Here is a 22,183-nt window from a genome sequence, read left to right on the forward strand (position 1 = left end):
AAGACTAAAATGCCGCCTACTCAACGGGTTTTTTCATTACTATGGTTTAATAGGTGTATGCCAAAAAGTCACACAAAAACTCACGAGCACGTACATGAAGTCAGGGAACTCATCCATGCGGGTCAGATTTCTAATCTGCGTACGTACTTAAAACGCCTTCACACGCAGACGGTTGTTGAGATAATCGATGAGCTCAGCGATGCCCAATCCACGCTGGTATTTCGCTTGCTCCCAAGAACCCTTGCTTCAAAAGTTTTTCGTCGCTTAGAGTTTCATCAGGAAGAACAGCTTCTAAAGGGCTTAAGTAAGGAAGAGACAGCCAAGCTGCTGCACTCCTTAAAACCCGATGAGCGCGTCAATCTGATTGAGGAGATGCCCGCCAAAGTTACTAGACGGATGCTCAATATGTTAGAGCCTGAAGATAGAGCAGAAGCCGTTAAATTGCTTGGCTACCCCGAAGATAGTATCGGACGCTTAATGACCCCTGATTTTGTGGCTGTGAAAGATAGTTGGACAGTAGAAAAAGCGCTTGAACACATGCGCGATCGAGCCAAAGAAAGCGAAACCATCAATGTAGTGTATGTGGTCGACAAGACATGGAAACTGTCGGGTTTTATCGAACTTAACCGGTTAATACTAGCTGAATCAGATCAAGGCGTGACAAGTATCATGGATGATAGGGTCATTAGTCTGTCGGCTTATGACGACAGGGAGCACGCTGTTCGGTTAATGAATAGTCACAAACTGTCGGTTATACCGATTGTTGATTCCGGGGATACGTTGATTGGTATTGTGACTTTTGACGACGTTATCGAAGTTGCCCAAGAAGAGACAACTGAGGATTTTCATAAAACATCGGCCATAGCCAATCTTGATGTAAGCTATCAAAAAGCCGGAGTGTGGCGACTGGTACACCGTCGAGCCGGTTGGTTGATTGGGTTGGTGGTTATAAACCTGGCCTCATCCGGAGTCATCGCGGCTTACGAAGAAACACTTGCCGCCGCATTGGCACTGGCCTTCTTTATCCCGTTGCTTATCGACAGCGGCGGAAATGCGGGAGCACAATCAGCTACGCTCATGATACGAGCGATTTCCACCGGAGAGGTTCGTTTATCTCAGTGGTTTAAAACAATTTATAAGGAAATGGCGGTTGGTATAAGTTTGGCTATAGTGCTTGGTATTGCCAGCGCTGGAGTCGGTATGATTCGAGGCGGTCCGGTTATTGGGTTAATTGTCGGTCTATCTATGGCAGTTATTGTTGTTCTAACGAACTTGCTTGGTAGCTTGTTGCCGTTTTTACTCTCTAGATTGAAGATAGACCCAGCGGTTGCTAGCGGGCCGTTAATCACCTCAGTCGCCGATGTGATGGGTCTGGTCATCTACTTTTCTATTGCCACGGCGCTGCTAGGACAACTGGCATAAACAGTGTGCTGTGTTATAGTTTTTAACAATGATTTATAATCGTAAGCAATTAGAGGTATAAAGCTAATGGATGGCGACAAGAATAAGCCAGAAAATCAAGACGATAGTGTAAGCAATCAGTCTGAAAACTTAAACCAACAGGCACAAGAATCAACAGATTCCACAAACGAGCAATCAGTGCAACCTGACCAAACAATTCAGCCACAAAATCCGACCAACCAACCGACTGGACTAGATTCTGACCCGGTAGAGTCTTCAGATACTAGCAAGCCGGCCGAATCAACTTCGGCGGAGCCAGCACAATCAGCTACAGGTGAATTACCAAGCCAAGATAAGCCAGACGTGCAAAATAGTACTCCTTCTCTAGGAACTCCAGAGGTTGCCAAACAGCCGGAACCAATCAACAAGAAAAAGAAAATGTCTCTTAAGGTCGCCATAGCCATAACAATATCATTACTTGCCTTAGGAGCTGCTGGCGTGTTTGGTTGGTATATCCCCAACCGACCAGAAAATGTTTGGGCGGCTGGCATGGAGCGATCAGGTGAAGCTTTCGAAGAAATTGTGTTGTCGAGCGTCGAGCAAGAATCTCTCGACACTCTCAAAAGCATGGATTTTAGTGCCCAGCTTGACGCAGCTTTCGAAGGGGGAATTATTACCGGTTCGATGAGTGCACGCTATACAGATGAGGTTATTGATAGTAGTCTAGCGTTTGATTTGTCAGCTGATGGGGAAAACGCAAGTATGGAGGTTGATTTTTTGACCGAACAACCCGAAGATGCGGTTTTCCCAGATAGCTACTTTAGGATTACAGGGATTGATTCGTTTGGGCTTGATATGTTTATGCCGGGTATCTCAAACTATGACGGACAATGGATAGAGGTGTCGGGCGATTGGCTAGAAACGTCCGCGCCAGATGATATTGTTGATGCTTTTGAACGTGACGACCAAGAAGACGAACTACTGACGGCCGAAGAACTTACCGAAATTACTCAAGCGGCAATTACTCCTATCCGTGACAGACTGTTTACCTCCGATGATGAACGCGCAGTACTGAAGATGGGTGATTTTAAGGGGACAGAGAGTCTTGAGGATAATGTGACAGCCAACCGATATGAAGCGACTGTAGACCTGGATAATGCTGCGGCGTTCTGTTATGAGCTGGCTGATTCGGTCTTATCAACCGATGCCGTACAAAATCAAGAGGACGTTGATAGTCAGCAAATCGAGGAGTGGAAATCATCGGCTCAGGAATCATGCCAGCGCGATACAGAGAGCGAGATAGAGGATGAAATCGAAGTTTGGATAGATACTCGGACTAAATTAGTGCACAAGATTCGTGTAACCGATAACGATAATGAAAACAATTATACAGAGATCGGCCAATCCTACCAGGGAGGAGACAGTGTTCCTATGTTCATGCGGTTTTATGAAGGTGACTCTGGTTTATCGGCTGAATTTGACATTGAGACCAATATAAAGACGCATACTACCCAAGCTACATTGCAGTTTGAACAAGCAGACAATGATATTTATGTCACACTTGATTTTGAAGCCAAACCGCTAGGCTCAGAGTTTGAGATAGAACCACCATCTGATACTGTACCGATTCAACAGTTACTGGATGAACTCAATAGGCCATTACCGGGCTTGGATGAACCAGCCGATCCAATGACCGAGCCGACTTTCGAACTTGAAAACACACCAAACCCACAAACATAAAAGGGTCGGTCGCTTGCAAGCAAAGTTTTTATATTAAAGTGGTGCGATTTCAGCTACTTGTAAAACAGTGTTAAAAACTAAATTCTTCAAAATATAGCTGATTGTCGAGACCAAGCTCCTGTGCCTGGCTTTCATAAGCTTTCAACATACCGGGCGGGCCGCATATATATATCGCATAATCATCTAGCTCGCCAATCTGCTCAGCGATATCTTTCAGAGAAATTATGCCAAATTCATTTTCCGGCAGACAGGTGTAATCAAAGGCTCGATGACCTTGTTCGATTATGTCCAGGATATCTTTGTCAATCGCCTCTTCGTCTGCCCGAGCACAGTGAAACATTTTGACCTCGGGGGCTAGTTTACTGAAGCGAAGGCTGTGCGCCTTACTCAAAAACGGCGTTACACCAATACCACCAGCAATCCATAGCTGTTTACCATGTTTTTTGTCATTAAAAGTGAAGCCGCCGTAAGGTCCTTTCAGGCGAGCTTTAGTACCTGGTTTTAAATCAGCCAGTTTATTAGTGTAGTCTCCAAGTTGTTTGACTAAAAATCGCATCTTTGAGCTATCATTGCTCGAAGCGACAGAGTAGGGGTGATATTCTTCGGCGTCCATAGCATCAAACGCCACGTAAAAAAACTGCCCTGGTTTAAAGCTAGGGATTCGGTATTTTGGCTCAAGCTCAATATCAATAACGCCACCCGGTAACACGTGAACGTTGGAAACCTTGTATTTATAATAAGGATGGAGGAAGTCGGCCAGCAATGAATAGTGAATGAAGGTTAGCGTAGCGGTAAGTGACAGTATGAACATATACCACCACATAAACTGATTGTTTGCCAGCACTGACTCAGGACCGGATGAAAAGGCGTGTACCGCGCCAATAACAAATAGCACTCCAAGCCACCTGTGAACCGCGATAAATGTTTCGTGTCGAACTTTGAAAAAAATTGACCATAATCCAATAAGAATAAGACCGTAGAGCGAAACCCGACCCAGCGCAACCGCTAAGTCGCTAAAACCAAGAAAATGTTGAAGAAGATTACCGGCACCGTTATCTGCTATGTGCAGTATGGTGTAGCCAAGAGGGTGGAACAACAGGAGTGCCAAAGCAGCGGTACCGAAAAATCTATGTGCCACATAAACTTTATCAAGCCCTCTAAACCATGTATCTAGGAACTTAAAACGCCCGCTTAGTATTAGTGACCAAGCAAACATTGCCATACCGGCAAAAGCTGCCGTTCGTTTTACAATATGACCGATAATTTCAATAAGATCTTTATCGGCAAAGTCGAACCCAATCATCCAGGCGAGCGAGGGGATGAGTATGATAAATAAGCTGATCGCTAGTCCGGGGCTGAACCGTATTTTTTTGTCTACATCCATAAATTAATCATAAACAGTATAGCGTAATTCGCGCGCATAAAACAATTAACTCGCCGAAAAGCATTTTATGATACACTAAGCTTAATCAGGTTAAATCAAAACATATGAAGCCATATTATAATCAGTCCACTAATGAGGCCTTGCATTCACTTGAATCTAGCGAAGCGGGTTTGTTAGCCTGAAGTAAGGTAACAGCGAACCGAGCAGTATGGGCCAAACGCTTTGACCTTAAAGGGCGAGCCCCTTTGGAAGAAGATTATCGAGCCATTTCGTAGTATTTTTATGGCCATACTGTTCTTGGCAGCCGGTATCAGCTTCTTCATGGGTGAAAGCCTGGACGCTATAATAATTCTAGTCATAATCTCAATTAGCGCAGCTATATATTATATCCAACGGTTTTCTACAGAGAGAGTCCTTAAAACACTCAAAAAATATGATGCCGCTAAGGTCGAAGTCTGGCGTGATAATAAAACGGCAGAAATACCGGTCGAAGAACTGGTACCAGGTGATATCATCAGATTGTATGAAGGTCAGAAAGTTCCGGCTGACGCTCGTATCATTAATGCTAGCAATGTGCGTGCGGACGAGTCATTACTGACCGGCGAATCGGCTCCCGTTACCAAACAAGATGCTGCATTATCCGGTGAACAAGAAACGTATTCCCAGAAAAACATGCTCTTTTCGGGTTCGTTTATTGTCGACGGCGAAATTACAGCACTAGTAACTGCAACCGGCAACGATACAGAGTTTGGCAAAATTGCTGTATTGGCTCAAAACCGCGAAACCAGCTCGCCGGTACAGCAAAAAATAGACAAACTAATTGAATATATTGTCGGTGTTGTTGCTGTGTTGGCGGTATTCTTGATTATTTTAAGTCTTTTCAGAGATACTAGTTTTGCAGAGGCGGTTCACTTTGTACTGGCTTTATCTGTATCGGTTATACCGGAAGGTTTGCCAGTAGCTATATCGGTTGTTTTGGTGTTTGGCATGCGTCGGATGGCTCGCCGCAAGGCTTTGGTTCGGAATATGGCAGCCATTGAGAATATCGGGCTGATCACCACAATTGCCAGTGACAAGACCGGCACGCTCACCAAGAATCTACTGGAGGTAAACACTTTGTGGCACCTGGATCCAAAAGCTGATTTAAGCCAGACCGCCGCTTACTTATTACTAAGTACCAACCGCAAAAACGATGTAGCACACGACCCGCTGGACGAAGCCTTCATCGCCTATGCCAAAAAACATTCGCCAAGCAAAGAATCATACGAACAAGTTTCCAGCCATCCGTTCGATCCGGTTGTAGCAATGAGTGGAAACGTCTGGAAACATAAGGGCAAACACTGCATTTATCTGAAGGGTTCACCTGAGCGTATACTGGAAAAGACAACACTGACTGCAGCTGAAAAAAGCAAGGTGGAGGCGGAGCTTACTGAGCTATCGTCACAAGGGCTCCGGGTTATTGCGCTGGGTCGGGTCAACGATAAACAAGTTAAAGATCTTGATGAGCTCAAAGGCGTACCGATTGAGTTTTTGGCACTCATTGCGGTTGCCGATGAACTACGCCCAGAATCAAAGGGGGCAATCCGCGAAGCTCAACGCGCCGGTATTACGGTACGAATGATTACCGGTGATCACTTTGAGACGGCATACAGCATAGGCCGCCAGCTCGGACTGTGTGATTCACGCGACCAAGTATTTGATAGCCGTCGTATAAAAGACATGAGCGACGAAGAACTGTCGGAAACAGTCAAGAATTCTCGAGTTTTTGCCCGCGTAATTCCGGAGCACAAACATCGCATTCTTGAAGTATTAAAAGAGCATGATATTACCGCCATGACTGGCGACGGTGTTAATGATGTACCGGCCTTGACTAACGCGCATATTGGGTTTGCCATGGGTAGCGGTTCTGAGATAGCCAAAGATGCTGGTGATATCATACTGCTTGACAATAATTTCAAGAGCATTACTGCCGCCTTGAGCGAAGGTCGGAAGATCTTTGACAACATTCGGCGAATGCTTTTCTTATTACTGACGACGAGTGCCGGTGAAGCTTTAACATTTATGGTAGCTTTACTGATTGGTATGCCGGTTCCAGTACTAGCGGTTCAGATTTTGTGGATTAACCTGGTTACCGATACTGCTATGGTTATCCCGTTAGGTTTGGAGCCGGGCGAAAGCGATGTTATGCGCCGTAAACCGCGCAAGCCTAACAAGCCGATTCTTGGTAAGGTCGTGATAAGCCGGATGATTTTTATTGCCGCCGTTATGGCAACCGTAACCCTAAGCTTGTTCCATTACTTCAACCAGTTTATGAGCGAAGATTATGCCCGAACTATCGCTTTCAGTGCGCTTGTAGTGATGCAATGGGCTGATGCGTTTAACGGCCGAAGCTTGTGGCAATCCATATTTATCCGTATCAAGACTATGAACAAAGCTTTCTACGTTGGGTTGACTATTGCGGTAGTTACACAGATGCTGGCTTTGTTCGGGCCGCTTCAGGGGGTATTGTCGCTTGAACCAATTTCAGTTCAGCACTTCTTGATCACGACGGTTATCGCGATGGCTCCGATTATCGCTGCTGGTGAATTACACAAGTTCTTTATTATTAAAAAGATAGACCCAGATTTCCGTTAAAACACAAGCATTGTTGGGTAAGACCTAACCCTGTGGTTAAATAATAGGCGAGTAGCTAAACTATGCAAGAATTTATCCCATTTTTTATTATATTGCTCATTGCCGTAGTCTTCTCTTGGGCGTTTGCTCGAGCGCGCATTCCATGGGTAGTGTCGCTTATTGTTGGTGGAATCATTGCCGGTCCAAATGGCTTCGGTTGGTTCAGCGGTAACGAGACCATAGATTTCCTGGCAACTATCGGGTTGGTATTTTTGATGTTTATGGCGGGGCTGGAGGCAAAACTTTCGGAGCTAAAAGACATAAAAGCCGATATCGCGATAATCGGTCTGTTTATTGGAATATTACCGCCGTTGGTCGGGACAGGAATTATCTTGAGTTTTGGTTATGGTTTAACCCCCGCAATTCTTATGGGCATCGTGTTTATGTCGCCAGCAATTGCCATGTTGTTGCCACAATTTCAAGCCAACAACATATTAACAACCAAACTTGGGCGAACCATTGTTAGTTCAACGGTTATTATTGATGCACTGAGCCTGCTGCTGCTTTCAGTGTTTTTACAATTTGCAACCGGTGGCGGCCCAAGCGTGAGTTCGCTATTGGTTTATCCGTTCGCTATGGTTCTACTAGGAGCTTTTGCCTGGGTGCTGCCGCGGGTACGGTGGCTGGTTGTGCCGCGTCCCGCTAAGGATGCTCCCGATATGTTTGAGCGGGAATTACGCTTTACCATATTAGTCTTAATCGGCTTAGTGGTGTTCTTTGAGTTCATCGGTTTGCACGCTATAATTGCCGGTTTCTTCGGCGGCATGATCTTATCACATGCTATGGATAGCGCAATTATTAAAGCCAAGCTGCACGCCATTAGCTACGGGTTCTTTGTGCCTATATTCTTTGTGTCAGTTGGTGCGAACACCGATTTATCGGTTTTTACAGAAGGCTTGCGTCCGCTGATTATTACATTTGTTGTTGTGGTAGCACTGGTTATTTCAAAGTTTTTCAGCGGCTGGATCGGCGCACGGCTGAGTGGGCTTGATAATCTTTCTAGCATGTTAGTTGGATCGTCAGCAATACCGCAACTTGCAACTGCGTTAGCAGTAGCGTTTCTAGGTTTCGGGGAAGGTATTTTACCGCCAGAATTGCTTTCGGCTGTTATCGGCATGGTTATCGTTACCAGCGTCGTCGCTCCGATATTCGTAAGTATTTTAAGCAGAAGAATCATGAGCCAGGCTCATCCAACTACCCGCAGCAACGCCTTGAGCGAGATGCCATCATCCGATGTTCACGCCTAGTACATACTTTTTAATGCAACCTAAGTTTATGGCAATATAACCGGAAGCATTTTGCATAAATTTTATAAAAGTAGTACATTAACAGTAGAAATTAATAATAATAGAAATTTAGGCATACAATATGGAACTTCATACATTCCTGGTCGCACTACACCTACTTGGTTTCGCGTTTGGTATAGGCGGAGCTACTGCTAGTGACTTGGTGTTTATTCGCTCAACTAAAGACGGGCAGGTATCTAAAGACGAGTACAAGTTAATAAAAACTCTATCTTTTCTGGTCTGGACAAGTGTTGCATTACTGATTGTGTCGGGTGCGGCAGCTATGTTGCTTGAATACAGGGAACTGGGCGAAATACCACGCCTGGGATGGAGTTTTTTCCAGATGAAGCTAATTATATTTAGTGTTTTGGTAGCAAACGGTATCATATTTCATACCAAGGTATTTCCGTACCTGAAAAAGAGCATCGGAAAGTCGTTTCGGTCTGCCTCCCTTCAGTCTAAGTACTGGTTGTTTGCACTAACGGGCGCGGTTTCGATTGTTTCCTGGTACACCGCATTTATTATGGTGGCCTTTAGCCGAGTTTGGAATGAATATTCTTGGGTGGTGCTGATAACCGGTTATCTTATGGTTATGGCATTTGGAGTGGTTGGTGCCTACCTCACGCTTAAACTACATGCTAATAACGGCAAGCTCATAAAAACTTTAAAACAGAGCAATGACAGTCAATTTGTCAGAGTGGTTTTGTTAATTGCTGTTGGATTAATTGGTTTACTTGTTCTACAGCTTTTGCATATTCACCTTGTCCAAAGCACTATCGTTCTTTAGGATATACCTGTTATGTCTGAAACCTTACTAACCCTACATATTGCCGGTGCTTTTATCTCGTTTGGTGTGGTTGCGCACGGTATAGCATCGGCACTTCTACGTAAAGGTGTACTGCAACGCATCAAGCAGTACGTTGTAACAGCTGCGGTGTATATGATTGGAACCGGTGCGGGCTTAATCATGTTACGCCCGTCAACGGCTGCACTGGCAACTTTTTGCATCAGTGGACTGGCGTTCACCTCTATGTTCGCAATTACTTACAAGCTAGCAGCTTGGCGATTGAGCCCACAAACCCTAAAACGTTAAACGCGCCAGTCGAGTGGCGCGTTTAAATTTAGCATGGGTTTTAAGGTAGATAAGAGACTGGTTAAGCAGCGGATCCTTCAAAACCAAAGCCTGCATCTTGCCAGCCTGCTAGGCCGTCGTCGAAATCAGCCACGTTTGTAAAACCAGCTTTCTCGATTGAAGCAGCGGCGGCGGGACTAGCCCCACACGTTGCCGAAGAACAATACACAACAAGCGGCGTATCCTTGTCGATGTTTTGCTTTTCTACCTCGTGGATTAATTCTGGTCCGTTAGGTATGTTTATAGCACCTGGAATATGACGTGCTTCGTAACTTTCTGGCGCAAGTACGTCTATGACAACGGTTTGCTTATTGTTTTGTCGTAGGTCTTTTAGTTCTGCTGCCGTGATTGATCGTGGCATAGATCCCCTTAATTTAGTCGATATTTTTACTATTATTTGGCAAGACCGAGTGCATGGTCAATCTTGTGCCTGTCAAAACCAAGCACGCTCACTTCTTCGCCATTATCTTGCTCAATGATTGTAAACGGCACACCAAGTTGACCGCTTTTCTCATACAATTCTTTGGCGAGTGACTGGTCTTCATCGGCTATCTTCTCATCGTACGTTATATCGTGGTTTTGCAGGTAGCTCTTGAGCATTTTGCAATACCCGCAGGTTGACGTACTATAGATTGTTATTTTAGACATGGTTGCCCTCCTTTATTTACTTTCTTCAACCGCGATTTGTTCGATCTTATGAACTAAATCATCCTGGTTCTTCAAAACATAACATATGCGCTGTCCGAACCGTTGCTTATCAACTAGCCCGACAATCTCAAAATTACGAAAGTGTTGCGATACGGCTGACGGTGATATATCTAGTTCATCTGCTATTTCTGAAACGCACATTTCCTGGCGAGACATGAGCAATTTGAACAACTTATAACGCGTCTTGTCGCCAAGTAGTTGCATGATATAAATTAGCCGCTCTTCCGAGTTGGTTAGTTGTGGATTATGAATGCTAGTTGATTGCATATAAGTATTTTAGCATACACTTAAACATCTGCAATAGGATTTTATGATTTTTTACGGACTGGCATTATACTGTAATGGTGACAAGACAAGCTAAAAATACAAAACTGTCAAATAACTCAAGTAAGTCAAACCGCAAGTTTAACCTGTTTGGAATCGGTGCTTTTATGGGTTTGGCAGATTTGGTTCCGGGAGTTTCCGGCGGTACAATCGCCTTTATTTTTGGTATATACGAAGAGTTAGTGGCGGCCATTAAAAGTGTCACAAGCAAGACAATCACACTTACTTTGAAAGGTAACATCATCGCCGCCTTTCGCAGTGTGCCGTTTAATTTTTTGGTTCCGTTGCTTGGCGGTATCGTGTTGGCTATTTTTACTATGGCCGGTCTTGTCTCGTACTTGATTGATAATCACACGACTTATATTTACGCTGCCTTTTTTGGGCTGATAGTCGGCTCAGTCTATGTTGTAAGCCAGCGGTTACCACGTTGGCGTATGCAGGATAAGCTGGCGTTGGTCGCAGGCGCAGTGTCAGTGTTTTTAATCGTCGGCTTAACTGCCGGTGATTTGCCAGCCACGCCTTTGGTGTTTTTCTTGACTGGTCTCGTGGCATTTTGCGCCATGATACTACCAGGTATTTCCGGATCATTAATCATGTTGATAATTGGTTCTTATACGGCAGTGTTGCAGGCTGTGTCGGATAAGAATATCTCACTACTACTGTTTTTAGTTATCGGCGGGGCAATAGGGTTAGCGCTGTTTTCGCGGTTGTTGTCATGGCTACTACTGTCTCATCACAACGTAGTAGTTGCGCTGCTTATCGGTATGATGATTGGCTCGCTCCGTAAAGTATGGCCCTGGCAAGAAATTGTAGAAGGTGATTTAACGCGTAATGTTTTGCCGTCTATTGACCTAAAGCTACTTTTGGTTTTCATCATAATAGTAGTGGCCGCGATATTAATTGTCCGGCTTGGTCAGCGAGGTATCATTCACGATCATCGTCTCGAAGATATCCGACAATAGACACATGATTAACAGTATATAAATATAAACGCGCCCCTGGTTTTATGATATTCTAATAGAATTATGAAACGGACATTACAAAAACAATTGTCGCGGTTAACACTGCCAGACTACATTTTTTTTGCAGGTGTTTGTGTAGCTATTGTGTCGCTTTTGGCGTTTTATTTTGTAGACTTGCGCAATGTTTTTGGATTACGTGACATACTTTTTGCGGTTAACCCGTTATATTTTTACACTGACTATGTGCCTCTATTTTTTGCTCACTGGGGTAGAAATGGTGGGTTGGCGGAGATCCTCCAATACGGTTTGCTCGGCAGCTCAGCTTTAATTATGATGTATTGCGCCGGCAGTCTTTATGCGCGTCGAATAGCTCAAACCAGTAAGGAAGCTCGCCGCCAAACTACGCAACTGTTTATGTTTACGCTACTGATAGCTGTAGCTTTGCTATTGATGCTCATGCAGGATGCTGCAGGCATTAGGCACACTCTTATGGGTTATGTGCAAGCAATTGCTGATGAGCAAGATCAAGGCGTGTTTGGCACACTATTTGAGATGCTTTACTTCATAGTGCTTGGCGGCATTCCTGTGTACGCCTATATTCGCTATGGTGCACCACTGAAGCAGTTGGCACGCGCCAAGGTATATATCATCATCGCTTATGTATTTTATTTTGCAGCCGGATCTCTGTCGTTCGCAGGTACTGCATTTTCTAAGCTGGTATCTCAAAACGTATACGAGATTGCTGGTGACAAGTTCTATAACTTTGCACTAAGTATTGGCGACCCGGGGCTGCAATCTGCTTGGGCTGCACTTCAGGCAACACATTGGTGGTACCCTATTGCGTTTAACTTGATGGATCATCTTGTAGAGGAGAACCTCGAACTTATTGCTGCCGGAGCATTTTTAGCAGCTGCAACATCTATATATATCTTTGTTAACAATACGAATACTCAGAACTCCGAAGTAAAACCAACACCATAGCGAATAAAGCGTATAATGAGTGTATGCATAAACAAAATACAGCCTATAACGATCTAAAAGCACTATTTATAAATTGCTCGATTAAGCAGGATAAAGCGCAATCGCACACACAGACATTGATGGATAAAGCAGCCAGTGTCATGAGCGAGCAAGGAGTGAAGATTGAGCATCGCTACGCGCTTGATTATGAAATCGCCTTTGGCATGGTCAAAGACGGCAACCAAGAAGGGCAAACTGATGATTGGCCGATGATTCAGCAAAAAATTATGGATGCCGACATTTTGGTGATTGGAACCCCGATATGGCTTGGCGCAAAGTCAAGTGTTGCTACCCAAGTTATTGAGCGGATGTACGCCTATAGCGGCGACATGAACCACAAAAATCAGTATGCTTATTATGGCAAGACAGGCGGGTGTGTTATTACGGGTAATGAAGACGGAGCAAAGCATTGCGCGATGGATATCTTGTATGCTATGGGGCATATTGGTTACACCATACCGCCGCAGGCAGACTGTGCGTGGCTGGGTGAGGCTGGACCAGGTCCGAGTTACGGAGACACCGAGTGGGACGGTAAGGTGCTTAATCCGCCGGCTGGTTTTGATAATCAGTTTACCAATCGAAACACCACTTTCATGGCTTGGAATTTAATGCACATGGCACGCTTGTTAAAAGACAACAATGGTCTGCCAGCAGTAGGTAACACCACGGAGGGATGGCAAGAGGTTACTAATGCTGCAAGTGACAACCCCGAATATCGATAAAAACAAAAAATAACGGATAATGCTAAACGCGCCAGTCGACTGGCGCGTTTAATGCAAGAAGCGTATCCAGTGCTTTAACTACTTAAGCAGGTTTGAATAGCAGCTGTTTCTTCTTGGTTGGGTTGCTGACCTTGTTGTAACTCAGTAAAGCGTTCTTCGCCGACCTCATCACTTACGCAGTCAAGTTGTTCCTGGGTTGGCTGCTGTTGCTGTTGTTGAGGTGGTGGTGTTTGAGAGCCTTGAGTGTCTTGTTGCTGGGCGACTTCTGGTTGTTTAGTTAGGTTAAGGTTCTCTACCCACGTGCCGCTACCAAAAACTGCAACTGCCATTAGGGTCAATACGGCGACACCGATTGTTGACCAGACCATATAATTAAAGTTTTTCAGCCCGCGTGAAAAACCGCTGCTGTCTGTAGATTTATCCTTGCTTGAATTTTGTTCCATAAGCACCACCCTAACACGCTAATGTGTTACCGCAAAACATAACATATTTTTTGTCGGGCTAGATTACTCAACAATAACAGTACCGGTAATGTGTGAGGCTAGATGATTGTGGTAACCCCACGTTCCACTCTCTTCAAAAGTAAAACTATACGTTCCGCCGACTGGAATTTGGCCGGAATCAAATTCCGGTAAGTCAGTGTGGCTGGGGTGCGTATCGGAAGCCACCCACATGGAACGATCAGCGTTATTTGTAAAAATTACCGTTTCGCCGGCACTGATAGATATTTCGCTTGGGCTAAAAGAGCTTCCGTCGTAGGTTACCTGTTGTGCGTCAGAAGCAGTTGAGCTTGGGTCTTGAGAATCGCTGTTGTTTGTTGTTGGGTTCGTATTTGTCTGCTGGTCAGTAGCTTGGGTGGAGGTTTCTGGGTTATTGGCTCCATTGGTAGCACCATTATCCTGGAATACCATAAATATCCCGATGCCGGCCACTAGTACAAAGATCGCTATTATTGCTAAAAACCCCTTATTCATCCTTGAGCCCCCATTATCCATTATGATTACGTTCGTGATTACAATTATACCATTGCGTGTTAGTGGAGAGCGGTGAGTAGTGAGACGTGAGTACCTAGTACCCAGTACCCAGCAACCAGTACACAGCACAACAGTACACAGTACCTAGTACGCAGTATCTAGTACATAGTACACAGTGCTTGGGTTTTTGGTTTAGAGTTCGCTGGGGTCAATCTCAAAAAAGAGTTTTGCATTGTTGTTGGCAAAGTCTGGGACGTAATCTTGAGCATAACTTCCAAGTCTGTCGATTGAGACTGCGTCTTTACCAAAAAATCCTTGCATTAAGTCAATCGATTCACGAGATCTGAGTGTTGCATGGATAAATCTTGCTTCATAGTCTAGCGCAGTATCAAAAGCCGCTTGCAATAATCGTGTACCAACACCTTGCCTGCGTAGATCTGGACGAACATTCACGGTGGCGATACCAAACATACCGGTTATCGTGTTGTGAGTCGCGTTAAGATAAGTATAATCATCAATTTCAAACTCAAGTTGCAGATCATTCGGGCCTGTCTCAATACCTCTAAAAGTCACCCGTTGTGGTGGTTCTGGGCAAAACTCTGGGTTCGACATAAGCTATATAATACAATAAAACATACTATATCGCTACATTTCTACCGTTTAACCCTATCCACTAACCCCTATCCCCTCATTACTCATAACTCACTCCTCACTACTCACCACTCATCACTATCCGCTAACCTCTAAGTACTACACACTAGGTACTGTGTACTATGTACTACGTACTGCTCACTTGTTAATTTATTGCCATATCCACTATACTAGGGGTCATAACAGGAGGGTATTACATGGTAAATTTCGCGCATCACACTGTAGAGCACACCCTAAGTCTAGGTGTATTAACCTGGATTGCAGTAGGTGTCGTCGCCGCATCGGGGCTGATAGCTGCAATTTATGCAATAAAGCAAAGGAGTAATCGATGAAAGTCCGTCTAGATGCTGAAGATAAAAATATAACTAACCAGGCCAAGGCTCAGGTGGATGGACCGAGTATAAAGGGTACAGCAGAGTTTACCGAATACGACGTGGATGGATGGAAGTATGTGCACATAGCGTTAGCGTTAGATGGTGACCCAAGCGTACTCACGCCCGGGCGGCACGCCGTGCATATTCACGAAAAGGGTGACTGCGAGTGCGAAGGGTTCAAGTGTGCCGGTGGTCATTTTGATCCAGGCCCTTCTGGTAATACTGATGCCGATGCCAACCATGGCTATCACGCCGGTGACTTACCAAGTATTACTGTTGACGAGCAAGGCAAGGGCGAGCTAGAAACAATAACTACTCGCGTAACGTTGTCTGATGGACCGGTATCAATCTTGCAGCCAGAAGAAGGCACATCTCTGATGGTGCACGCTAATCCAGATCCACATACGCCAGGTGAAACTGGTTCTGGTCATAGTGGCGGCCCAAGGCTTGCCTGCGGCAAAATTGAACAAGCTTAATTAAAGTATTGCTTTAGTAGCGCAACGAGCAGTCTAGTACGATTAAAAGTAGATTTATAAAATTTAAACGAGCAGATTTTTCCTGCTCGTTTAAATTATTTTTTGGTAGTAGTGTCTTACTCGTTGTTCTCTAGGCGAGTAACAGAAAGCGTGAGCTCAGACTGGTCGCCAGCCTCAATCACCACGTTTACTCGTGTAATTTCATCTTGCCTCAGTGCGCTAATGGTTCTGGTATCATTGCGCGAGCTTGTAGACTGAACTTCCCAACCGTCGCTAAACTCGTCGTCGTAAAAGGCGTAGATGTCATCCACCTCGTCGTCTGACGTGAGCCGTACAGACCAAACCTTGTTTTCCCCGGCGCTGTATGAGCTAGAAGACGTAACTGTAGCTGGGTCATAAAGCGGAACTTCGCTTGGGAAGTCGTCTGCCAATTCAGCACCGCCAACCTGCAGTGACCCGTCGTCTGATTCTATAGAAACATTGTCTCCATCGGTTTCTATTTGCGTGTTGGTAGATTGCTCGAATATTTCTTTACCGACTTTGGCACCGATAAAGCCAAGCAGCATTGTGCCAAGCACACCTAACACCACAAGCACTGCCAGTACAATCAGGATAATTTTTAATGTCTTCTTCTGACCCTGATTTGGTGGTGGAGGCGTTTGTTGTGATTGGTTGTCTTTAGAAGGTGATGTATTTTCAGCCATAATATTTCCTGTTACTTAATGAGATCGAAGTTACCGATGAGCGGTAGTCGTTTCATATCCTTGTTGAGCGCGTTGATGATGCCCATAACAAAGAATACGAGCGATGCGATGCTCACAACCGGCAGAATCAAAAACCAACCGATAAGTGGGATTATGGTACCTATTGTGGTGCCGGCAAACCCAAAAATGAGTAGCATCAGCCCTTGATTTGCGTGAAACTTACCAAACTGGCTGTTTGGATTGGTTACTAGTGGTAAAAAGAACAAAATGCCAAAGTAGGCGAGTGCTGCCATTATTTTTACTTGCTCAAGATCTTCACCGTTTTGTTTTTTGTCGTTGTCTGCAGATGCGTTGTCGTTCGCCATATAGAGTCTCCCCCTCTTAATTTATACGTCTACATCAATAGTAGCACTTCGCAGCACTGGCGTAAACCAAGGTTGGGTTAGGGGGTTTTAACGGCCTCCACCGCCGCCTCCGCCGCCGCCTCCGCCGGCACCGCCGGAAAACCCACTGCCGCTTGATGTCGTAGCGGTAGAACTTACCTGACTCATTGCAGTTGAAAAATGAGCCGCGTTAAAGCTGCTTGTTCCGGCGTACCAAGCTGGTGCGGACTGTTGTTGCTCATAATAATCGCCAATTTGCTTGAACCACTGTTTCTCTTGGTTTAATAAAACTGCGTAGGGCAGTAGTTTCTCATAGAGCTTTACCACTTGGCCGGTGTCCTTGGCGTCAACACTGGTGCGCAAGGCTCCTTCTGGACTCTGAAGGTATCGCAATCTATCAGCCTCTGCCAGCTTGACGTACATTTCTACACCCTTTAGATAGTCAACTACCTTTCGGCCTTTGTTGGTTAACGGCTTGGCGTTTTTACCAAGTATAATACTCATAACAATAAAGGCGATGACACTCAAAGGTAAGGGTATGGTTCGCCATTCCTGGTGTGGTAATAGCACAAATCCGGCTTCTGACATGTTGATAAATACTCCCAGTGCTGACACGAAGGCGATTCCCAGAACAACCAGCGGTAACCACAGATTTTTGGCCTTATATCGGTAGCCGTCGTCTATTTTTTGCTTATCAAGTTTTGTCTTTAGTCTGTGGAGCTTTTTGGTAGTTTTTGGTTTTGCTTTAGATAGATTGTAGCGTGCGCCGGGTTTGAGTATGTCGCCAAAAAAGGCGCTCAAGAACTTTAGTTCATTGTCAGAAAGACCTTTGGTCTTCTTTAGCTCCAGTTCAAATACCGGTTTGCTGCTGAAAAAATGTTGCTTACGCTCGGTTTCAATAATTTTCACAAATTTGCGCACCGCCAGATCCATAATTTGAGCAGTCACGGCGCGAGACATCATTTTGTTATTCTCATAAATTGAAGCTAAGTACAGGGGCGAAATATGTTTTAGCGGTGTATATTCCGGGATAATAGTACCTCTCCCCGGTGCATCAGGTGAACGGCGTCGTACAACTATGCCTAGAAACGTACCGGCGACTGTTAGAAATACCGAGATTGCAGCAATAATCCAACGGACAAGCCCGGCACTACCTTCAGCAAATGCAGAAAAGGCGTCAGGTTCAAACTCCATAACCAGCGACAGTGTTTCGCCAGATTTCATCGGACGAGTAGTCGTAAACGTCACGAGGCTTTCTCCGATCTGACTCTCGCAGTTATAACGAGAACCAGGCCTGCCCTGGTAACAGGTAATTTTGCCAGTGAAGGCGTTTTTTGTAGAGTCATCCAAGTGTACGCGGGCGGTTACGCTCTCAAAGGGTTGTCGCCAGCCAGTACCGTTGACGTTCCAGAAAAGTTCCTGAGTGTTCTCAAGATCGCGGGTGACGTCCCGGAGGGTGTAAGTGAACTCGTACGTTTGCTGGCCAGTTACGTATTCATCGGTGCCGGTTTCAACAATTGCAAACCCGCCTTCTTTGGATTCATCATAAACTGGCTCCGGCTGCCCGTTCCTCGTAAGCGATACAAACTCATAAGAAAGCGGGTGTCCATCATAGGTTATGGGGATTTCACGCACGATACCTTTGTTTTGGTCATGGTCTGGGAACTGAGCAACCAGCGTTTCAACAACCCGCATATGCGAGCGGCCTTCATCGTCTTGGGATAGGTAATAGTCGGCATCAAAAGAATCAAACGTGAAGTTATCAACGGATTGAGCGCTCGAGGTTGCTGGAATAAACAGCAAAAGAATTGGTATAGAACATAAGCCGGCAATCAAACGCTTCATAAGGTTATTGTATCATCAGAAATACAAGCTGGATCGCGGTGGTCGTTAACTGCAGGTTATTATTGTGGCTATGCATTAAAAAGCCGCCCCTTTTTAAGCAGGCGGCTTTTTAAAAGATATTTTTACTGTGTTTTTATTGTACTGGGGTTACTAGACCTCTCACTACGTTGTCTCCGCCGTCATACACTGGGTATGCAAAGCCGCTCACGCGGTTTCCGGTTAGACGGTTCTTTTCAGATCCTGGGAAGAAGTAGACACCTACGGCTCCATCGTCGCTGGTTAGTTTGTTGCCAGCAATATGATTTTTCTCGCCGGAAACTAGTATTCCATAAGCGCTGAATACAGAACTCACAACCGTAGAGTTGGTTGTGTTACCCTTAACCTTATTTTTGTCGCCGCTTACATAAAAAGCGAACTCGCTGTCTTTTACATCGTTGTTAACCACAGAAGACTTATCTGCAAACAACATGATAGCGGTTGACGCCCAGTTAGATTCGCCATCCCACCAAAATCCTTCAATCTGATTGTTTTTGATGCTGGCGGTTGCACCTTGGTCGACTTGTACGCCGTTTTCTGCCCATCCGCTCGTTTTTGCCCCGGTGCCGGCTATCAAATTCTTCTGCACGGATACATCTGTGTTTGCACCACGAACAACAACAGCGGCACGAAGTGCACCAGTTAACTCGCTGTTACGAACTGCACCTGATGCTCCGTCTTGGTACGTTACACCAACAAATCGGTTGGCATAGTCTTCTTCCACCGTCACGCTAGAATTTCTGACGTCTACTTTAGCGCCGTCAACGTAAATACCGTACTGGGTTGACATTGCACTGTCGGTAGCGCCTTCAACCTGTGCGCGGTTAATCGTGCCGTTTTGGTCAAAGTAAATACCAATTTCACACGTTACAGTAAACGCATTATTGGGTACTTCATTGACGTAATTGGCCGTGCCGGCTGGTGTTGTTTGACAGTGATCACTCGCGCCAGCACTTGAAAACACACCGATCGCGGCTGTTAAAGAAAAGAGTAGCGCTATCGTTAGCAAGGCTAGCTTGCTAATACGCTCTCTTACCACACCTTGATAATAGTTATAGACCATACTAACTCCTCCTGTTTAGGTAATACCCATTATACGCTCATTTGCCTAGAGTGTCGTTAAGAATTGTAATATCTGCCTATCACGGACTCTCTACTGTCAGCGGCTTGAAAGTAGTTTTCGCAAAAGGTTTTTGCCTGCTTGGTGTCGTAAGGTTTACAGGAGAATAAATTAATAAAAACAGTTTGAAGTTTGTCAAGGCAGTGTATGGTAACGTTACTGGTTGTAATGAACTGAACGGCAGAGACTCCTTTTAGGTGTGGGGTGTCGCTATTATCAATCCAAAACATTGGTTCTCCGTATCGTTCCATATCAATTTCTTTACATAATTCGATAAAAAATACGCGTAATGTTTGCTCGGTGAATTTAGACACATCGCACTGGTACAAATCAAGAATTAGCTCGGTACCGTACTTGTTCTCACTATTGGGCATATATGTATGCTATCACGTCGAAAGTTGAATGGATTATATGTAAAAGCGTTTAGGTGAAAAAACGGCTAAGTAAGAAAATCATAATTAACCCTCCGAGCAAGCGTCTAAACAAATTTACACCTAAAGTTAGCTCTAGTCCTGACCAGATAAGTCCGGCTAACAACGTTGCCCAACCGAGACCTTGATGCAGGGAATGTGATGCAGGTACTAAGAGGCGTGCAAGTGCCAAAGTAGCCCATATTATAAGTATCGCGTTTGGACGTTGGCCTATAACAACATTTCCGTGACTATCTTTTATTATCTTAGTGGCGTATTGCTTGATGTGTTTTAGCATGTTCTAGAACATAGATCTCATGTCATCGCTCGCCGTTGGGAAGGCCATAATCGGCTTTTTTATATCATCAGTGGTTAGGCCAAGCTCAATCGCGAGACTGAATATGTTTATTAGGTCTTCGGTATGGTTCCCGATAAGGTGAGCACCGATGATTTTACCTGATTTCTTCTCGACGAGCACCTTACTTTTTGAATGGATTTGATTTAGTCTTTTTGCGTCGAACCAGCCTGATGTATCTTTATTAATAACATCGTACTCCAACTGGGACTGTGTAGCACTTGCCTCGTTATGGCCAACACTCGCCACAACTGGTGTCGTGAACAGAACGCTTGGGGTAGACAGGTAATTTGGTTGCTCGAGGTTGCCACCCAGAATGTTCTTGGCCACAATTGATCCTTGAACACCGGCGACGGGTGACAATGGCGGGCCGGCTGCAGCGGCATCACCGGCAGCATATACGTTGGGATTGGACACACTTTGCAAATGCTCATTAACTATAACCCCGCGTCTAAGATCAAACTCGACGTTTGTCGCTTCAAGGTTCAGCTCAGCAATAGCAGGGGGGCGACCGGCGCCGTGCATTACCAAATCAGCTTCAAACGACTGACCACTCTTTGTTTTTATCAAGAACGTGTCCGCAGTTTTTTCTATGCTAGTCACCAGTTGGTTTAGTTCTGTCTTAATACCAATTTCTTCGGATGCACTTAAGAGTTCTTTTACCATGTCGTCATCAAACATGGCAACCGGTTTGTCGTCACCGTGTAATATCGTCACTTCGGCTCCAAAACGTGATGCTATGTGCGCAAACTCAAACGATATATAACCGCCACCAACGAAGATGATTCGTTTTGGCAACTCATCAAGCTCCAAGAAATCGTCGCTTGTAATCATGTGCTTAAATCCATCAATAGGTAATTTTGCAGGTTTGGCACCAACAGCAATGTGAACTTTATCGGCAGTTAGTGTTGAGCCGTTGACTTCAAGTGTTAAGTTGTCAGTAAAGCGTGGGCTGCCGGTAAATACGTCAATCCCGGCTTCTTTTATGGAGTTCTCTGTACTAGAGGGGATGTCATCGGTAAAGCTACGCTTGAAGGTAATCAAGCTAGACCAATTCATTGCAGGTTGTGATGCGACGATATCAAGGTCAGCAAGGCGTCGATTAATATCAGCAATTTCTGCTGTGCCAGCTAAAACTTTTTTTGGAATACAACCTCTAACAGAGCATGTTCCACCAAAAAGACCGTCGTTGATGAGGGCTACCTTTTTGCCGGCTTCTTTGGCGCGCATCGCAACCTGATAGCCAGCTCCTCCGGTTCCGAGTACGATTAAATCGTAAGTGTTGTTTGTACCCATATTGTTCCCCCTTAAATTGGCACCGGAATGCCCGGCTTATTTTAAATCAAATGTAATTGTATTGCGTCCAGTATAAAGCAACGGTTAATTTCTGCAGATTAAACACGTGCCATTTATTGATTAAGCAACTACTTAATAATAGCAAACCAATTATTTTGGACAAAAAACCGCAATGCTAAGAGTTACATTTTTATTGCATCGACACGT

The 22,183-nt window shown here is 44.9% G+C and carries 23 protein-coding genes and 1 pseudogene; 11 read left to right on the forward strand and 13 right to left on the reverse strand.

What is annotated here, in order from left to right:
- Positions 1-57: 57 nt before the first annotated feature.
- A complete protein-coding gene (gene mgtE / locus U5K77_03465; protein MDZ7744784.1) occupies positions 58-1,422 on the forward strand; it encodes a magnesium transporter in 1,365 nt (454 codons plus the stop codon).
- Positions 1,423-1,488: 66 nt separating this feature from the next.
- Positions 1,489-3,141, forward strand: a complete 1,653-nt coding sequence (locus U5K77_03470; protein ID MDZ7744785.1) for a hypothetical protein — start codon at positions 1,489-1,491, stop codon at positions 3,139-3,141.
- Between the two features lie 70 nt (positions 3,142-3,211).
- Here the strand turns inward: U5K77_03470 and U5K77_03475 are convergent, their stop codons facing one another.
- Positions 3,212-4,525, reverse strand: a complete 1,314-nt coding sequence (locus U5K77_03475; protein ID MDZ7744786.1) for a ferric reductase-like transmembrane domain-containing protein — start codon at positions 4,523-4,525, stop codon at positions 3,212-3,214.
- 204 nt (positions 4,526-4,729) lie between these two features.
- On the opposite strand from U5K77_03475, the pseudogene U5K77_03480 reads away from it, so the two are divergent.
- The 5 genes and pseudogenes from U5K77_03480 to U5K77_03500 all read left to right on the forward strand — a co-directional run bounded on the left by U5K77_03480 (position 4,730) and on the right by U5K77_03500 (position 9,577).
- Positions 4,730-6,619 (forward strand): annotated as a pseudogene (locus tag U5K77_03480) (cation-transporting P-type ATPase).
- Positions 6,608-7,159 carry a cation-translocating P-type ATPase C-terminal domain-containing protein gene (locus U5K77_03485; protein MDZ7744787.1) on the forward strand — a complete coding sequence of 184 codons (552 nt, stop codon included), beginning with the start codon at positions 6,608-6,610 and terminating at the stop codon, positions 7,157-7,159. The pseudogene U5K77_03480 and the gene U5K77_03485 overlap by 12 nt, the downstream one beginning before the upstream one ends.
- A 62-nt stretch (positions 7,160-7,221) precedes the next feature.
- Positions 7,222-8,445, forward strand: a complete 1,224-nt coding sequence (locus U5K77_03490) for a cation:proton antiporter (GenBank protein ID MDZ7744788.1) — start codon at positions 7,222-7,224, stop codon at positions 8,443-8,445.
- Positions 8,446-8,566: 121 nt separating this feature from the next.
- A complete protein-coding gene (locus tag U5K77_03495) occupies positions 8,567-9,271 on the forward strand; it encodes a hypothetical protein (GenBank protein MDZ7744789.1) in 705 nt (234 codons plus the stop codon).
- A 12-nt stretch (positions 9,272-9,283) separates the two neighbouring features.
- The gene (locus tag U5K77_03500) at positions 9,284-9,577 is read left to right on the forward strand and encodes a hypothetical protein (protein ID MDZ7744790.1); all 294 of its coding nucleotides are present in this window, start codon (positions 9,284-9,286) and stop codon (positions 9,575-9,577) included.
- Positions 9,578-9,638: 61 nt separating this feature from the next.
- On the opposite strand, the gene U5K77_03505 is transcribed toward U5K77_03500, so the two are convergent.
- The 3 genes from U5K77_03505 to U5K77_03515 are packed head-to-tail and all read right to left on the reverse strand — an operon-like array spanning position 9,639 to position 10,591.
- Positions 9,639-9,977, reverse strand: a complete 339-nt coding sequence (locus U5K77_03505; protein ID MDZ7744791.1) for a rhodanese-like domain-containing protein — start codon at positions 9,975-9,977, stop codon at positions 9,639-9,641.
- A 32-nt stretch (positions 9,978-10,009) separates the two neighbouring features.
- Positions 10,010-10,264 (reverse strand): glutaredoxin family protein, encoded by a 255-nt coding sequence (locus U5K77_03510; GenBank protein ID MDZ7744792.1) that lies wholly within the window; start codon positions 10,262-10,264, stop codon positions 10,010-10,012.
- Positions 10,265-10,276: 12 nt separating this feature from the next.
- Positions 10,277-10,591, reverse strand: coding sequence for a winged helix-turn-helix domain-containing protein (locus tag U5K77_03515; protein MDZ7744793.1), 315 nt, complete (start codon positions 10,589-10,591; stop codon positions 10,277-10,279).
- A gap of 74 nt (positions 10,592-10,665) precedes the next feature.
- Here U5K77_03515 and U5K77_03520 point away from each other — a divergent pair, with 74 nt between their 5' ends.
- From U5K77_03520 to U5K77_03530, 3 genes are all read left to right on the forward strand, one after another.
- Complete coding sequence (locus tag U5K77_03520; GenBank protein MDZ7744794.1) at positions 10,666-11,610, forward strand: DUF368 domain-containing protein; 945 nt, start codon at positions 10,666-10,668, stop codon at positions 11,608-11,610.
- A gap of 63 nt (positions 11,611-11,673) precedes the next feature.
- Positions 11,674-12,591 (forward strand): hypothetical protein, encoded by a 918-nt coding sequence (locus U5K77_03525; protein MDZ7744795.1) that lies wholly within the window; start codon positions 11,674-11,676, stop codon positions 12,589-12,591.
- Positions 12,592-12,614: 23 nt separating this feature from the next.
- Complete coding sequence (locus U5K77_03530) at positions 12,615-13,352, forward strand: flavodoxin family protein (GenBank protein MDZ7744796.1); 738 nt, start codon at positions 12,615-12,617, stop codon at positions 13,350-13,352.
- A gap of 74 nt (positions 13,353-13,426) precedes the next feature.
- On the opposite strand, the gene U5K77_03535 is transcribed toward U5K77_03530, so the two are convergent.
- The 3 genes from U5K77_03535 to U5K77_03545 form a co-directional block, all read right to left on the reverse strand.
- Positions 13,427-13,795, reverse strand: a complete 369-nt coding sequence (locus U5K77_03535; protein ID MDZ7744797.1) for a hypothetical protein — start codon at positions 13,793-13,795, stop codon at positions 13,427-13,429.
- Between the two features lie 63 nt (positions 13,796-13,858).
- Complete coding sequence (locus tag U5K77_03540; protein ID MDZ7744798.1) at positions 13,859-14,326, reverse strand: hypothetical protein; 468 nt, start codon at positions 14,324-14,326, stop codon at positions 13,859-13,861.
- 192 nt (positions 14,327-14,518) lie between these two features.
- Positions 14,519-14,938, reverse strand: coding sequence for a GNAT family N-acetyltransferase (locus U5K77_03545; GenBank protein ID MDZ7744799.1), 420 nt, complete (start codon positions 14,936-14,938; stop codon positions 14,519-14,521).
- A 367-nt stretch (positions 14,939-15,305) separates the two neighbouring features.
- Here U5K77_03545 and U5K77_03550 point away from each other — a divergent pair, with 367 nt between their 5' ends.
- A complete protein-coding gene (locus U5K77_03550) occupies positions 15,306-15,827 on the forward strand; it encodes a superoxide dismutase family protein (GenBank protein MDZ7744800.1) in 522 nt (173 codons plus the stop codon).
- A gap of 116 nt (positions 15,828-15,943) precedes the next feature.
- On the opposite strand, the gene U5K77_03555 is transcribed toward U5K77_03550, so the two are convergent.
- From U5K77_03555 to U5K77_03580, 6 genes are all read right to left on the reverse strand, one after another.
- Positions 15,944-16,531 carry a hypothetical protein gene (locus U5K77_03555; protein MDZ7744801.1) on the reverse strand — a complete coding sequence of 196 codons (588 nt, stop codon included), beginning with the start codon at positions 16,529-16,531 and terminating at the stop codon, positions 15,944-15,946.
- An 11-nt stretch (positions 16,532-16,542) separates the two neighbouring features.
- Positions 16,543-16,896 carry a hypothetical protein gene (locus U5K77_03560; GenBank protein ID MDZ7744802.1) on the reverse strand — a complete coding sequence of 118 codons (354 nt, stop codon included), beginning with the start codon at positions 16,894-16,896 and terminating at the stop codon, positions 16,543-16,545.
- A gap of 87 nt (positions 16,897-16,983) precedes the next feature.
- Positions 16,984-18,759, reverse strand: a complete 1,776-nt coding sequence (locus U5K77_03565; protein ID MDZ7744803.1) for a DUF2207 domain-containing protein — start codon at positions 18,757-18,759, stop codon at positions 16,984-16,986.
- 133 nt (positions 18,760-18,892) lie between these two features.
- Positions 18,893-19,858: a right-handed parallel beta-helix repeat-containing protein gene (locus U5K77_03570; GenBank protein MDZ7744804.1), complete on the reverse strand. Its 966-nt coding sequence runs from the start codon at positions 19,856-19,858 to the stop codon at positions 18,893-18,895.
- Between the two features lie 56 nt (positions 19,859-19,914).
- Positions 19,915-20,289, reverse strand: coding sequence for an S-adenosylmethionine decarboxylase (locus U5K77_03575; GenBank protein ID MDZ7744805.1), 375 nt, complete (start codon positions 20,287-20,289; stop codon positions 19,915-19,917).
- 337 nt (positions 20,290-20,626) lie between these two features.
- A complete protein-coding gene (locus U5K77_03580) occupies positions 20,627-21,976 on the reverse strand; it encodes an NAD(P)/FAD-dependent oxidoreductase (protein MDZ7744806.1) in 1,350 nt (449 codons plus the stop codon).
- Between the last annotated feature and the right edge of the window lie 207 nt (positions 21,977-22,183).

Source organism: Candidatus Saccharibacteria bacterium, from assembly GCA_034521515.1.
Lineage (GTDB): Bacteria > Patescibacteriota > Saccharimonadia > Saccharimonadales > JAXHMH01 > JAXHMH01.

Bases quoted from the DNA above. Each gene is read 5' to 3' on its own strand.
- mgtE (MDZ7744784.1), top strand. From the start codon at position 58: ATGCCAAAAAGTCACACAAAAACTCACGAGCACGTACATGAAGTCAGG.
- U5K77_03470 (MDZ7744785.1), top strand. From the start codon at position 1,489: ATGGATGGCGACAAGAATAAGCCAGAAAATCAAGACGATAGTGTAAGC.
- U5K77_03475 (MDZ7744786.1), bottom strand. From the start codon at position 4,525: ATGGATGTAGACAAAAAAATACGGTTCAGCCCCGGACTAGCGATCAGC.
- U5K77_03485 (MDZ7744787.1), top strand. From the start codon at position 6,608: ATGCCGGTTCCAGTACTAGCGGTTCAGATTTTGTGGATTAACCTGGTT.
- U5K77_03490 (MDZ7744788.1), top strand. From the start codon at position 7,222: ATGCAAGAATTTATCCCATTTTTTATTATATTGCTCATTGCCGTAGTC.
- U5K77_03495 (MDZ7744789.1), top strand. From the start codon at position 8,567: ATGGAACTTCATACATTCCTGGTCGCACTACACCTACTTGGTTTCGCG.
- U5K77_03500 (MDZ7744790.1), top strand. From the start codon at position 9,284: ATGTCTGAAACCTTACTAACCCTACATATTGCCGGTGCTTTTATCTCG.
- U5K77_03505 (MDZ7744791.1), bottom strand. From the start codon at position 9,977: ATGCCACGATCAATCACGGCAGCAGAACTAAAAGACCTACGACAAAAC.
- U5K77_03510 (MDZ7744792.1), bottom strand. From the start codon at position 10,264: ATGTCTAAAATAACAATCTATAGTACGTCAACCTGCGGGTATTGCAAA.
- U5K77_03515 (MDZ7744793.1), bottom strand. From the start codon at position 10,591: ATGCAATCAACTAGCATTCATAATCCACAACTAACCAACTCGGAAGAG.
- U5K77_03520 (MDZ7744794.1), top strand. From the start codon at position 10,666: ATGGTGACAAGACAAGCTAAAAATACAAAACTGTCAAATAACTCAAGT.
- U5K77_03525 (MDZ7744795.1), top strand. From the start codon at position 11,674: ATGAAACGGACATTACAAAAACAATTGTCGCGGTTAACACTGCCAGAC.
- U5K77_03530 (MDZ7744796.1), top strand. From the start codon at position 12,615: ATGCATAAACAAAATACAGCCTATAACGATCTAAAAGCACTATTTATA.
- U5K77_03535 (MDZ7744797.1), bottom strand. From the start codon at position 13,795: ATGGAACAAAATTCAAGCAAGGATAAATCTACAGACAGCAGCGGTTTT.
- U5K77_03540 (MDZ7744798.1), bottom strand. From the start codon at position 14,326: ATGAATAAGGGGTTTTTAGCAATAATAGCGATCTTTGTACTAGTGGCC.
- U5K77_03545 (MDZ7744799.1), bottom strand. From the start codon at position 14,938: ATGTCGAACCCAGAGTTTTGCCCAGAACCACCACAACGGGTGACTTTT.
- U5K77_03550 (MDZ7744800.1), top strand. From the start codon at position 15,306: ATGAAAGTCCGTCTAGATGCTGAAGATAAAAATATAACTAACCAGGCC.
- U5K77_03555 (MDZ7744801.1), bottom strand. From the start codon at position 16,531: ATGGCTGAAAATACATCACCTTCTAAAGACAACCAATCACAACAAACG.
- U5K77_03560 (MDZ7744802.1), bottom strand. From the start codon at position 16,896: ATGGCGAACGACAACGCATCTGCAGACAACGACAAAAAACAAAACGGT.
- U5K77_03565 (MDZ7744803.1), bottom strand. From the start codon at position 18,759: ATGAAGCGTTTGATTGCCGGCTTATGTTCTATACCAATTCTTTTGCTG.
- U5K77_03570 (MDZ7744804.1), bottom strand. From the start codon at position 19,858: ATGGTCTATAACTATTATCAAGGTGTGGTAAGAGAGCGTATTAGCAAG.
- U5K77_03575 (MDZ7744805.1), bottom strand. From the start codon at position 20,289: ATGCCCAATAGTGAGAACAAGTACGGTACCGAGCTAATTCTTGATTTG.
- U5K77_03580 (MDZ7744806.1), bottom strand. From the start codon at position 21,976: ATGGGTACAAACAACACTTACGATTTAATCGTACTCGGAACCGGAGGA.